This is a genomic window from Paenirhodobacter sp. (assembly GCF_047600745.1).
Classification (GTDB): Bacteria; Pseudomonadota; Alphaproteobacteria; order Rhodobacterales; family Rhodobacteraceae; genus Rhodobacter.
This window is the reverse complement of the sequence record NZ_JASGKI010000001.1, coordinates 119,981-132,072: the sequence shown is the minus strand read 5'-3', so window position 1 is coordinate 132,072 and position 12,092 is coordinate 119,981. Positions and strand designations below refer to the sequence as shown.

Sequence of the window (12,092 nt, the reverse complement as noted above, 5' to 3'; positions counted from 1 at the left end):
CGCTAAACGCAGTCTCACCTTAAGACCACCGATGCGGAGAGGTGCCGGAGCGGTCGAACGGGGCGGTCTCGAAAACCGTTGACCCTTTGCGGGGTCCCAGGGTTCGAATCCCTGTCTCTCCGCCATTTCCAAGAAAATTTTTAATGAAATCAGCAGCTTGCAAGGCCATCCGCGCTGCATTGCATGGTCTGAAAATTGCTAGGCGTCACGCTTCGGGTCGTAAGGGATCACGACAACGTGGAAAAGCCGCCCCCGAAGGGACGGCAGTTTGGCCTTTCGGATTTTTCTGAGACAAGTGCTCGCGGCTCACTCCGCAGCGGCGGGCGGTTCAGCGAAGGGCGCGGAAGCGTCTACGAAGGTTTCGCAGGCTTTGTTCGGCTGCGCCGTGTCGTAGGCTGCGATTTTCAGTTTCCGCATACCGGCTTCGATCTTGTCAGCTTCCTTGCCAACTTCGACCGCATGAATCATCGCCGCAGCCATCGGGCGCAAAGTGTTCAACAGCCGCCAGAACAAGCCCCTCGCGGCGTTCTTCGCTGATACCGGACAAGAAACCCGGCGCAACGTTCAGGGCTGCGGCCACGTCGCGGTTTTCGCGAACCATCTTCGCCAGTTCGGCGCGGAAGACTGGGTCGGTGCGGCGGCTGGCGCAGTAGGCGCGGATTTCAGCATAGATTGCGGCCTTGTCAGGGTCGGCGGCAATAGTCGCGAACGCCCTGTCTCGGACCGCGGTAGCGTCGGCATCCGCTTTGGTGCGAATGTGAGCAATGTCCTTCGCGACGTGTTCGGCGACCCCCCAAGCTGAACCCGTCGCCATAGCTCTCGCCAACCCCCGGCACCTTCCAGCCCCCGATCCGGTCCCGGACATCCTTGGGAACCCCTGCGTTCCTGAGGCGGTCTTCAAGCGTATGGCGGAAGCTGTGCATCCCCTGCCGCTCCGTCGCCAGCTTGTTTTCCCTGAGCCATTTAATGAGCGCCGCAGATGCCGTCCCGGCATTGAACGCCTTGCCCGGTCGCTTGGGCTGGAACACGGGGAACAGGTAGGGGCCTTCGGTGGTCATGGCCTGTCCGACCGCCCACAGGGCCTCCCCGACAAGCGGCACCTTCCGGACGGATTCCTCCGTCTTCACCCCCCGGATTTCGTTGGGGGCAATGGTGATATACGGAACGGGGGCCTCCAGGGCTACGGCGTCCTTCCTGATCCCGACAATCTCCGCCAGCCGTGCGCCTGTGTCCGAGGCTGTGGCAATCGCCCAGCGCCGTTGATCGTTGACTTCCCGGCACCGCTTCTGGATGGCCCGGAGTTGGTCAAGCTCATACGGGTCCCGCTCATACCGCTTCCCGGTTCCCTTGTCCGGGATGACAACCTTCTCGAAGGGGTTGATCATGTCTATCTCGAACTCCCGGATTGCCAAGCCGATCACCGGCCTGATCTGGGACAGATACTTGCCGATGGTGTCCGGGGTTACGTCCCTGTCTATCAGCTTCGCAACGAACTGGTTGGCATGGTCCCGCCTGATACTGGTCAGGAGGGCATCCCCGATAATTCCGAACATGACGTCCCAAGCCCTGTCGAACTGCCCCTGAGCGATCTTGTTCCTGGGGCCCTTGCCCAGCGCCCGATATTTCTCGATGGCGTCCGAAAGGGTCTGGGGGATGGGCTTCCCGAGCAACAGGTCCGTTTCCAGCCGGGCTCCGGTCGGTGGTTTTCGTGCCCGTAGCCGCCCCAACGGGCATCAAGAAAAGCATCAATGGGGGCAGGTCGGAAACCTCTTGCCGTCTCCGGGCTTCAACCCTGCGGCTTCTATGCGGGCCAAGGCCAACCCAACGTTGGCTTCCGAGGCGTCTCCCCTCCGGACGGCCAGCCATAGGGCATCCAGCCTCCGGGTATGCGCATCGGCCAGCTTGGCGGCTTCCAGTTCGTCCGTGGTCCTTAGGGAGAACTCAAGCATCGTCCGGGGTTTGCCGTTCCTGTCCGGGTGCAGATGCCGACACTCCCTTGGCACCCTGCGGCGGAAAGACTAGACCCGCTTCCCCGGTCTGCGAAGGATGTATCGCGTTGCCAAACGGAGGGCCCCCAACTCATACAGAACAACCATGTGTGTCCCCAAGTGTGACCCATGGCCCCTGCTGTCGCAACCTAACCGGATGAATTTTAACGATTATCCTGAGAAGGGTGGCGGAGCAGGTAGGATTCGAACCCACGGAGCCCTCTCGAGCCCGGCCGCTTTCAAGGCGGCAGCAATCGACCACTCTGCCACTGCTCCTTGTGCATGAAATTATCGGTAAGCTGCGGGATTGCCAAGTCCCTCCAAGATCAAGCAAGCTCCACTTCAGAAGTCACGTTACGATGTCGGCAAGATCTCCCACCTGCCGGTCTGCTGGTGCGCCAGATGCTCGACGACGTGCTCCGACCTGCGATGACGCATCATCGACTGCGTGGGAAGGAAGCTCTGTCTGGGTCAGTCTGAGCAGCCTGGGTAGGTGGATTTTGCGAGCAACGGTGGCGTGATGGTACGGGCGAGGAGAGGGGCATGGGCAGAAGGCCGCGCCGGACCCACAGGCCGGCATTCAGGGCAAAGGTGGCGTCCGCCGCGATCAACGAGAAGGCGCTGATCGGTTTGGCGCAGGATTTCGACGTTCATCCGGGCCAGATCAAGCCGTGGCGCGGTCTGGGTGTTCGGCGAAGCCCCGCAAGCCGATCCGGAACTGGCTGTTGGTGAAGACCCTGGATGCGAAGATCGGAGCGCTGACGCTGAAGAACGATCCTGCGCAGGACTTGCGCGCCCCCTACTGGCGCCACGATTCCTGCTGCGATGTCCGGCGCGTTTGGCAAGGCGGGTCTGTTGGCGCGCGCAGGAAAATGATCGGTCCCACCGCTGGGTTGAATGTCAGCCTGCTGGGGATCGGCCGGGGCAGTGTCTGCGACAAGCCGCGTCCGGTGCCGGACGCCGATCTGAAGCGGATGGGCCAGGTTGCGGAACAAGGTCTCGTTCAGGAACTCGTCCCGCATTCGGCCGTTGAAGCTTTCGACCAAGCCGTTCTGCATCGGCTTGCCAGGCGCGATGTAGTGCCATTCGACCCTGTACTCGGCGCCCCACTTCATGATCATGCCTTTGCACTCCAGCATGATACCCACGCGCGGATACCCGAAGCGGCGGCGCGTCTCGGCGATCTTGTGCGTCTCGTCGCGAATTTCCGGGTTGTCGGGTGACCGTTCACGCCGCACCGTCTTCGGATCGACACCGATCAGGGCGCGGGACCGGCGTTGAGGGATCGGATGATCCTTCATGGCCCGCAGCCCTGCGTCCCGCCGCCGCATCGGCGTCGTCAGGGCTTTCCCAGGAGATCCTTGAGCACAACAGTGCGAGCATCGCACCCGCCAACAGGCGCTTCAGCTTCGCGTTCTCGTCCTCAAGCCGCTTCAGCCGCCTGGCGTCGGACAGCTCCATACCGCCGTATCTGGCCTTCAGCTCGCAGAACGTCGCGGGGATCAATGCGTGCTTCCGGCAAAGCCCAGAGGTCGGCAACCCAGTGAGCATCCCGATGATTTGTTCATCGGGGCTTACGCGGCCCCAACGGGGCCACGGTCCCCTCAAGTCGGTGGTCCATACTCGTTGGGTGCGGATTCCACATCAACCCATTGCGTTGAATGAAGATTATGCCGCTCAGCACACGCCGGTCATCGACCCTCGGCTTCCCGCAGGACTTCGGAAAGAACGGCCGCAGCCGCTCCATCTGCGCATCGGTCACCCAGAAAACCTCGCCCATGATCCCTCCCCGTGGAGGGTGAATCATGACAACTGCCTGCGTTCAAGGGGATTTATAGGTCCTGACCGTAGCGATTGGCTTCGTTTTACATGGGGGACTATGACGATGATACGCTTCGGTTGCGACAGGGGAAAACCGATAAACTGTTGGTTCTCCCTCGCGCTAAGGCTTCTCAAAACGGCCTTAGAGAAGGCGAGGCTGGGCATGGCGGAGACACCGATTGCGGCGCACCCGATCCTGACCCAGCCGAACGGCAACCCTATGAGCTACTTCTACATGGCGAAATCCGTGCGGAAAGAACGCATCCGCCTCGGGCTGGAGGCCTATGATCTGCATGCCCTTCGGTATCGTAGCATCAAGGAGTTGGCGTGGGCGAGTTGCACCGATGCCGAGATCGCCGCCTATAGCGGCCATGCCGCCACGGCCATGATTGCCAAGTATGCAGGCCAGGCCCGGCAGGAAAAGCACGCCCGGGGCGGCGCGGGAGAGACGCCAATGAACAGAACAGGCACAGAACACAAGCCTGATACCCTTAACGTATGCGCTTCTGTTAATCCGTTGAAAAATGGTGCCCAGAGCCGGAATCGAACCAGCGACACGCGGATTTTCAATCCGCTGCTCTACCAACTGAGCTATCTGGGCACTGCGCGGGCATTGCTGTCTCGCGTTGTGAGGGTCTCCTAAATGACATTGCTGATGCTGTCCAGTGCCTTTTGCATGTTTTCTTGTGAAGAACCTTCGCGGGTGCGGAGGGGCAGGATTTTGTCCCCGCGAGAAATCTTCGGTCCCCCGGCGTGCGGCAGGGGCAGGTTGGTCGGGAGGCGAACCCGTTCGGCGCCGGGGTTTGTGCAGAAGGCAAGTCCACAACCGTTACCCTGTTCCCGGGTCGGACATTTCCGCAACACCACTTGGCCGCAGTGATTTCCCCGCGTGCCCAATCCCGGACCTCACGCCGGAACACACCCCGGCGGCGTCTGGGTTGGCCTTCCGCACAAAGGCCCGCGAGGTCCGCGGCACCTCTGCCCACAGGCGATCTGTTTGCCTGGTCGAGCAGTTCAACCGGCGCTGTTTGGTTCGAGGGGGCGGCCAGGTTCGCGCGGCGGAGCCGGACTGTCGCGACATGGCGGACGCGCGCCACGGTCGGGGGGGTGACCAATTGATGAATCCCTGCGGCAATTTTTCACTCCCATCCTCCGGTTTTGATCTTTATCAAGGGGACGCGCGCCTATGGTCGGTAAGGCTGCTCCCGCGACGGCACCCCGCGACGAAGCAAGGGAAGACGGATATGGATTACGAACTCGCTCTCGATCACGCGTTGAACCGACTGCATGACGAGGGACGGTATCGCACCTTCATCGACATCGTACGCGAAAAGGGCGCCTATCCGAAGGCGGTCTGGACCCGTCCGGATGGCACGCGCAAGGAGATCACCGTCTGGTGTGGCAACGATTACCTGGGCATGGGGCAGAATCCGGTGGTTCTGGCGGCGATGCACGAGGCGCTGGATGCCGTAGGGGCAGGGTCGGGCGGCACGCGCAACATTTCCGGCACCACGGCCTATCACAAGGCGCTGGAGGCGGAGCTGGCCGATCTGCATGGCAAGGAGGCGGCGCTGGTCTTCGGCTCGGCCTATATCGCCAATGACGCCACGCTCAGCACGCTGCGCCGGTTGTTCCCGGGGCTGATCATCTATTCGGACGAACTCAACCACGCCTCGATGATCGAGGGGATCAAGCGCGGCGCGGGCGAAAAGCGGATCTTCCGGCACAATGACCTCACGCATCTGCGGGCCCTTCTGGCGGCGGATGACCCGGCTGCGCCGAAGCTGATCGCCTTTGAGTCGGTCTATTCGATGGATGGCGATTTCGGCCCGATCCGGGAGATCTGCGACCTGGCGGCGGAATTCAACGCGCTGACCTATCTGGACGAGGTGCATGCCGTGGGCATGTATGGCCCGCGCGGCGCCGGGATCGCCGAGAAGCTGGGCGAAACCCGGATCGACATCTTCAACGGCACGCTGGGCAAGGCGTTCGGCGTTTATGGCGGTTATGTCGCGGGATCGGCGCGGATGATGGATGCGCTGCGCTCCTATGCGCCGGGGTTCATCTTCACCACCTCGCTGCCGCCTGCGGTGGCGGCGGGTGCGGCGGCGTCGATCCGTTTCCTGAAGGGGCCGGAGGGCGCGAAGCTGCGCGAGGCGCAGCAACTGCATGCGAGGATCCTGAAGATGCGGCTGAAGGCGCTCGGCATGCCGATCATCGACCATGGCAGCCATATCGTTCCTGTCGTCATCGGCGATCCGGTGCATACCAAGATGCTGTCGGACATGCTGCTCGAAGAATTCGGCATCTACGTTCAGCCGATCAACTTCCCGACGGTCCCGCGCGGCACCGAGCGGCTGCGCTTCACGCCCTCTCCGGTGCATGATGCGAAACAGATCGACCATCTGGTGCGGTCCATCGACGCATTGTGGTCGCGCTGCGCGCTGAATCGCGCCGAAGCGAGTGCGTGACCCGCGTTCTGCGGATGCAGCGCTCTCCGGGTTGTGATAGGACTTGGTAAAGTATTCCGGGCATAGGCTCGCGAATCGATAACCTTGTTGTGTGAGGCGGGATCGGGCAGATGATCGGGCGGAGGAGCGCTCCTTCGACGCAGGAAGAGGTCAAGCCGAAAGGTTTCGACGACTTCGAGTTGAAGCTGGGCGATATCATGCGCGGCGAGCGGGCGACCTTGGCAAAGTCGCTGCTGGATGTTCAGCGGGAGCTGCGCATCAAGGCGTCCTATATCGCTGCGATCGAAGGCACGGATCTGTCCGCCTTCGATGCGCCGTCTTTCATCCCGGGCTATGTGCGGTCCTATGCGCGCTATCTCGGCATGGATGCCGAATGGGCTTTCGAGCGGTTCTGCGAGGAATCCGGCTTTCAGCCGACGCATGGCATGGCGCCCGCCGCCTCGGGGGCGAAGCCCGCGCCGATCCGGATCGAGGGGGGCGATGTCTTCGCCAATCCGGCGACGCCTTTCATTCCGAAGCCCGAATCCTTTTGGTCGAAGATCGAGTTGCGCGCCGTGGGGTCGGTGCTGCTGCTCGGGCTGATGGCCGGGGGGCTGGGCTATGGCGGCTGGACCGTGCTGAAGGAAGTGCAGCGGGTGCAACTGGCGCCGGTGGATCAGACGCCGGGCGTCGCGGCGGAGATCGACCCGCTCGACAGTGCGAAACAGGCGTTGCAGACCGCCGCGAATGAAACCGCGCCGGATGCGCCGTCGCTGGACGCGCTCGACCGGATCTATCGGCCGCAGGCACTGGAAACCCCGGTGCTGATCGCGCGGGACGGGCCGATCGCCTCGATCGACCCGAACCAGACCGGCGCCCTGGCAGGGACCGGGATGCCCGATGCGCCCGCGCCGGTGATGATGATGCAGGGGCCGCAGCCCGCGCCCGTCATGCAGGTCGCCGCCGCGCAGCCGCAGGCCGAGCCGAGCGTGATCCGCACCACTGGCGCAGATGCGCCCGCGGTCGAGGTTCTGGCGGTGCGTCCGTCCTGGGTGCGGATCAAGGCGGCGGATGGCTCGGTGCTGCTGGAAAAGGTCATGGATGCGGGGGAGCGTTTCGTCCTGCCCAAGCTCGAAGAGCCGCCGGTGATGCGGATCGGCGAATCGGGTGCGGTCTATTTCGCGGTGAACGGCGTCGCCCATGGCCCGGCGGGCAAGCGGGGCGAGGTGACGAAGAATGTCGTGCTGTCGCCCGAGGCGCTGAACGGCAAATTCGCGGTGGCGAATGTCTCGGCGGATGGCGATCTGGCGAAGATGGTCGCGGTGGCCGATGCCGGGCCGGTGATCTCGGCGGGCGAGTGACAGTTTCTTGAATGGTTGAAGCAGCCGTTGCCCTCGGGCGGCGGCTGTCCTATTTCTGGCAGGTAAACCGGAGGCCAGACATGTCGCTCAATTCCGTCCGCCCGTGGCGCACGATCGAACGCCGCAAATCGCGCCAGATCATGGTGGGCAAGGTGCCGGTGGGGGGCGATGCGCCGATCTCGGTGCAGACGATGACGAACACGCTGACCTCGGATGTGAAGGCGACGCTGGATCAGGTGATCCGCTCGGCGGAGGTGGGGGCGGATATTGTCCGGATTTCCACGCCGGATCAGGATTCGACCCGCGCGCTCAGGGAAATCTGCCGCGAAAGCCCGGTGCCGATCGTGGCGGACATCCATTTCCACTACAAACGCGCGATTGAGGCGGCGGAGGCGGGGGCGGCCTGCCTGCGGATCAACCCCGGCAATATCGGCGATGCTGCGCGCGTGCGCGAGGTGATCAAGGCCGCGAAGGATCATGGCTGTTCGATCCGGATCGGGGTCAATGCCGGATCGCTGGAAAAGCACCTGCTGGAGAAATACGGCGAGCCGTGCCCCGAGGCGATGGTGGAATCCGGGCTCGACCATATCCGGATCCTTGAGGACAACGATTTCCACGAGTTCAAGATTTCGGTGAAGGCGTCGGACGTGTTCCTCGCCGCCGCCGCCTATCAGGCGCTGGCGGAGGCGACGGATGCGCCGATCCACCTCGGCATCACCGAGGCGGGCGGGCTGACCACCGGCACGGTGAAATCGGCGATCGGGCTTGGCAACCTGCTGTGGATGGGCATCGGCGATACGCTGCGGGTCAGCCTGTCGGCGGATCCCGTCGAGGAGGTCAAGGTCGGGTTCGAGATCCTCAAGGCGCTCGGCCTGCGCACGCGGGGGGTGCAGATCATCTCCTGCCCGTCCTGCGCGCGGCAGGGGTTCGACGTGATCAGGACGGTCGAGGCGCTGGAAAAACGGCTCGAACATATCAAGACGCCGATGAGCCTGTCGATCATCGGCTGCGTGGTGAACGGCCCGGGCGAGGCGCTGATGACCGACATCGGCTTCACCGGCGGCGGCGCGGGGTCTGGCATGGTCTATATGGCGGGCAAGCAGAGCCACAAGATGACCAACGCCCAGATGATCGAGGAGATCGTCCGTCTGGTCGAGGAGCGCGCCGAGGCGATCGAGGCCGCGCAGAACGCCGCCGAGTAGTTGCCACCGCGCGGGAACTCCGCTAGCAGGGCCGGTCCGGAGGCCCAGCATGCAGACACTCGCGATAGATTTCGGAACCTCGAATTCGGCGGCGGCGATCGCCTGGGATGGCGGGATCTACCGCATCCCGGTGGAGCGCGGCGCCGAGACCCTGCCCACGGCGGTGTTCTTCCCGGCGGAGGGCGGTGCGATGCGGATCGGCGCCGCGGCGGGGGATGCGCTGATCGCGCGTGAGGATGGCCGCTATATGCGCGCGCTGAAAAGCGTGCTGGGTCATCCGCTGCTGCATGAATCGCGGCTGATCGGCGGCAAGCGGCGCACGGTCGCGCAGATCATCACCGCCTTTCTGACCGAACTGCGCACCCGGGCGGAGGCACAGACCGGCCAGCGGTTCCCCCGCGCGCTCTCTGGCCGTCCGGTGCATTTCAACGATGACGCGGCGAAGGATGCGCAGGCCGAGGCGGATCTGCGCGCCTGCTATCTGGCGGCGGGGTTCGAGGCGGTGGAGTTCCTGCCCGAACCCGAAGCGGCGGCAATCGCCTGTGCCGATATGGGCGGGGCGGAGGAGATCGGGCTGATTGTTGACATTGGCGGCGGCACCTCGGATTTCAGCGTGTTTCATCAGGGCCGCATTCTGGCCAGCCACGGCATCCGGCTGGGCGGAACGGATTTCGACCATGCAGTGTCGATGGCCCATGCGATGCCGGAACTGGGCCTGAACGGGCAGTTGCGGCGCGAGATGGGGGCCGGGCTCTTGCCGGTGCCGCGCGCGCCCTATGTCGATCTGGCGACCTGGGCGAAGATCCCGTTCCTTTATACGCCCGAAACCCGGCGGTTGGTGAAAGGGATGGTGCGTTCGGCGGTCGAACCGCAACGGATGGCGCGTTTCGCCACGGTGATCGAGGATGAACTCGGCCATGAACTGGCCTTCGCGGTCGAGCGCGGCAAGATCGCCGCGAATGGCGCGGCGGAGGGGCGGATCGCGATGGGCTTCATCGAGAAGGGTCTGAGCGCGGGGATCACCGCCGCCAGCCTGAACGCCGCGCTGCACGACGCCCGATTGCGGCTGCGCGAGGCCGCCGCCCTGACGCTGGCGATGGCGGGGGTGGCGCCGGGCGATGTGGGTCGGGTGATCCTCGTCGGTGGTTCCAGCCTGATGGCGGTGGTGGCCGAGGAATCCACCGCCCTGTGCCCCGGCGCGCGGCTGCTGCGCTCCGAAGCCTTCACGGCGGTGGTGGACGGGTTGGCGCTTGCGGCGCGTCAGTCGCGCTGACCGGCGACGATCTGCTGCATCTGTTGCAGCGGCGCATAGCCGCGCAACATCTCGCCGCCGATGACGAAGGCGGGGGTGCCCGCGATGCCCATCCGTTCGGCCAGCTTGTAGTTGGCGCGCAGGACGTTGGTCACCTCTTCCTCGTTCATCCGCTTCATCAGCGCATCGGCGTCCAGCTTGCGTGTTTCGGCCAGCCGCTTCAGGCTGTCGAGCGTGATGTCCCCGCGGAAATTCATCAGATCGTCATGCACCTGCGCATAGGCGGCGTCGCCCGCCACCTGCTGAACCGCCACGGCGAAGCGCGCCGCCAGTTCGGATTGCCGCCCGAGGATCGGGAATTCCTTCACCACGAAGCGGATGTTGCCGTCGGTCTTCAGCAGGGTGTTGACCTCGGGGTAGGCCTTTTTGCAGTAGGTGCATTTGTAATCTGTGAATTCGACGATGGTCACATCGCCCTGCGGATTGCCGCCGACCCAGGAATGCCCGTCCTCGAACAGATCCTTGGCGTTGGTCTGGATCAGGGTGGCGTCGTTCTGCGCCTCGGCGGCGGCCTGACGCTCTTCGAGCTTGTTGATCGCCTCGACCAGAACCTCCGGATGCGCGAACAGGTATTCCTTCACCGCCTCGCCGAAGGCGGCCTTTTCCGCATCCGTCATCGCGGAAAGGTCCAGCGCATGGACGGGCAGGGCGGTCATGGCGAGCAGGGCGGCGAACAGCGTGCGTTTCATCTTCGGTCCTTGGCGGTTTTCCGGGGCACAGTGAGCCAATGGCCCGGCGGGCGCAAGCGGCATTGACCCCGGCTTCGGTGAGGCATATCGGCAGCAGACCCATACCGAATGGAGGTGAAGGATGCGTTTCTCAACCCGTGGTCAGGTCGATCCCTTCATTGTGATGGATGTGATGGAGGCCGCGCGCGCCGCCGAAGACGCGGGCCGCCGCATCATCCACATGGAAGTCGGGCAGCCCTCGACGCCCGCGCCCGCGCTGGCGCGGCATGCGCTGGTCGATGTGCTGGAACGCGACACGCTGGGCTATACCGTGGCGCTTGGCCTGCCCGCGCTGCGCGAGGGCATCGCGGCGCTGTATAAGCGCTGGTATGGCGTCGATCTGGATCCGGGCCGGGTGGTGGTCACGGCGGGGTCGTCGGGGGCGTTCCTGCTGGCGTTCTCGGCGCTGTTCGACGCGGGGGACCGGGTGGCATTGGGCGAGCCGGGCTATCCGAGTTACCGGCAGATCCTGCGGGCGATGTCGGTCGAACCGGTGGGGTTCGCGACGCAGGCCGCGAACCGCTATCAGCCGGTGCCGGAGGAAATCCCGGCCGATGTGCAGGGGCTGATCGTGGCTTCGCCCGGCAACCCTTCGGGTACGATGCTGGGCAAGGCGGAGCTTGCCGCCCTGATCGAAACGGCGCAGGCGCGCGGGATCAGCTTCATTTCGGACGAGATCTATCACGGCCTGCACTACGAAGGCCGCTCGGTCAGCGCGCTCGAAGTGTCGGATGACGTCTATATCATCAACTCCTTCTCGAAATATTTCAGCATGACCGGCTGGCGCATCGGCTGGATGGTCGTGCCCGAAGATCACGTCCGCACCGTCGAGCGGCTGGCGCAGAACATGTTCATCTGCCCGACCCATGCAAGCCAGGTCGCCGCGCTGGCGGCGCTCGATGCGATCGACGAGCTGGAGGCCAACCGCGCCGTCTATGCCGAAAACCGCCGCCTGATGCTGGAGGGGCTGCCGAAGGCCGGGTTCACGAAGATCGCGCCGCCGGATGGGGCCTTCTACATCTATGCCGATGTGTCCGATCTGACACAGGACAGCGGCGCCTTCGCGCGCGAGATCCTCGACAAGGCCGGGGTGGCGGTGACGCCGGGGCTCGATTTCGATCCGGTGCGGGGGGCGACCACGCTGCGCTTCTCCTATGCCCGTTCGACCGATGACATTGCCGAGGGGCTGCGGCGGCTGTCTGCCTTCATGGCCGCGCGCTGACTGTTCGG

The 12,092-nt window shown here is 64.2% G+C and carries 9 protein-coding genes, 3 tRNA genes and 3 pseudogenes; 6 read left to right on the top strand and 9 right to left on the bottom strand.

Features of this window, described 5'->3' with window-relative positions; translation table 11 throughout:
* The first annotated feature begins 35 nt into the window (after window positions 1-35).
* Window positions 36-125, top strand: a tRNA-Ser gene (locus QM789_RS00705).
* Window positions 126-306: 181 nt separating this feature from the next.
* On the opposite strand, the gene QM789_RS00700 is transcribed toward QM789_RS00705, so the two are convergent.
* The 8 genes and pseudogenes from QM789_RS00700 to QM789_RS00665 form a co-directional block, all read right to left on the bottom strand.
* Complete coding sequence (locus QM789_RS00700; RefSeq protein ID WP_420350076.1) at window positions 307-513, bottom strand: hypothetical protein; 207 nt, start codon at window positions 511-513, stop codon at window positions 307-309.
* A gap of 170 nt (window positions 514-683) precedes the next feature.
* Window positions 684-1,670 carry a site-specific integrase gene (locus QM789_RS00695; RefSeq protein ID WP_420350075.1) on the bottom strand — a complete coding sequence of 329 codons (987 nt, stop codon included), beginning with the start codon at window positions 1,668-1,670 and terminating at the stop codon, window positions 684-686.
* A gap of 75 nt (window positions 1,671-1,745) precedes the next feature.
* Window positions 1,746-2,006, bottom strand: a pseudogene (locus QM789_RS00690) (hypothetical protein); the annotation flags it as partial.
* A gap of 168 nt (window positions 2,007-2,174) precedes the next feature.
* Window positions 2,175-2,264, bottom strand: a tRNA-Ser gene (locus QM789_RS00685).
* Between the two features lie 698 nt (window positions 2,265-2,962).
* Window positions 2,963-3,088, bottom strand: a pseudogene (locus QM789_RS00680) (integrase core domain-containing protein); the annotation flags it as partial.
* A 127-nt stretch (window positions 3,089-3,215) separates the two neighbouring features.
* Window positions 3,216-3,539, bottom strand: a complete 324-nt coding sequence (locus QM789_RS00675) for a transposase (protein ID WP_420350074.1) — start codon at window positions 3,537-3,539, stop codon at window positions 3,216-3,218.
* Between the two features lie 56 nt (window positions 3,540-3,595).
* Window positions 3,596-3,768: pseudogene (locus tag QM789_RS00670) on the bottom strand (transposase); the annotation flags it as partial.
* Window positions 3,769-4,334: 566 nt separating this feature from the next.
* A tRNA-Phe gene (locus QM789_RS00665) sits at window positions 4,335-4,410 on the bottom strand.
* Window positions 4,411-5,053: 643 nt separating this feature from the next.
* Between QM789_RS00665 and hemA the strand changes: the two genes are divergently transcribed.
* From hemA to QM789_RS00645, 4 genes are all read left to right on the top strand, one after another.
* Window positions 5,054-6,280, top strand: coding sequence for a 5-aminolevulinate synthase (hemA, locus tag QM789_RS00660; RefSeq protein WP_420350073.1), 1,227 nt, complete (start codon window positions 5,054-5,056; stop codon window positions 6,278-6,280).
* A 110-nt stretch (window positions 6,281-6,390) separates the two neighbouring features.
* On the top strand, window positions 6,391-7,620 hold the full coding sequence (locus QM789_RS00655; RefSeq protein ID WP_420350072.1) for a RodZ domain-containing protein: 1,230 nt from the start codon (window positions 6,391-6,393) through the stop codon (window positions 7,618-7,620).
* A gap of 80 nt (window positions 7,621-7,700) precedes the next feature.
* The gene (gene ispG, locus QM789_RS00650; protein WP_420350071.1) at window positions 7,701-8,822 is read left to right on the top strand and encodes a flavodoxin-dependent (E)-4-hydroxy-3-methylbut-2-enyl-diphosphate synthase; all 1,122 of its coding nucleotides are present in this window, start codon (window positions 7,701-7,703) and stop codon (window positions 8,820-8,822) included.
* Between the two features lie 49 nt (window positions 8,823-8,871).
* The gene (locus QM789_RS00645) at window positions 8,872-10,095 is read left to right on the top strand and encodes an Hsp70 family protein (RefSeq protein ID WP_420350070.1); all 1,224 of its coding nucleotides are present in this window, start codon (window positions 8,872-8,874) and stop codon (window positions 10,093-10,095) included.
* Here QM789_RS00645 and QM789_RS00640 read toward each other — a convergent pair.
* Entirely contained in the window at window positions 10,083-10,823 is a 741-nt protein-coding gene (locus QM789_RS00640) for a DsbA family protein (protein ID WP_420350069.1), read from the bottom strand. The genes QM789_RS00645 and QM789_RS00640 overlap by 13 nt on opposite strands.
* A 121-nt stretch (window positions 10,824-10,944) precedes the next feature.
* Between QM789_RS00640 and QM789_RS00635 the strand changes: the two genes are divergently transcribed.
* Window positions 10,945-12,084, top strand: coding sequence for a pyridoxal phosphate-dependent aminotransferase (locus QM789_RS00635; RefSeq protein WP_420350068.1), 1,140 nt, complete (start codon window positions 10,945-10,947; stop codon window positions 12,082-12,084).
* Window positions 12,085-12,092 lie beyond the last annotated feature (8 nt).

Excerpts from the sequence above, each read along its gene's own strand:
- QM789_RS00675 (WP_420350074.1), bottom strand. The coding sequence starts at position 3,539 with ATGCTCACTGGGTTGCCGACCTCTGGGCTTTGCCGGAAGCACGCATTG.
- hemA (WP_420350073.1), top strand. The coding sequence starts at position 5,054 with ATGGATTACGAACTCGCTCTCGATCACGCGTTGAACCGACTGCATGAC.
- QM789_RS00655 (WP_420350072.1), top strand. The coding sequence starts at position 6,391 with ATGATCGGGCGGAGGAGCGCTCCTTCGACGCAGGAAGAGGTCAAGCCG.
- ispG (WP_420350071.1), top strand. The coding sequence starts at position 7,701 with ATGTCGCTCAATTCCGTCCGCCCGTGGCGCACGATCGAACGCCGCAAA.
- QM789_RS00645 (WP_420350070.1), top strand. The coding sequence starts at position 8,872 with ATGCAGACACTCGCGATAGATTTCGGAACCTCGAATTCGGCGGCGGCG.
- QM789_RS00640 (WP_420350069.1), bottom strand. The coding sequence starts at position 10,823 with ATGAAACGCACGCTGTTCGCCGCCCTGCTCGCCATGACCGCCCTGCCC.
- QM789_RS00635 (WP_420350068.1), top strand. The coding sequence starts at position 10,945 with ATGCGTTTCTCAACCCGTGGTCAGGTCGATCCCTTCATTGTGATGGAT.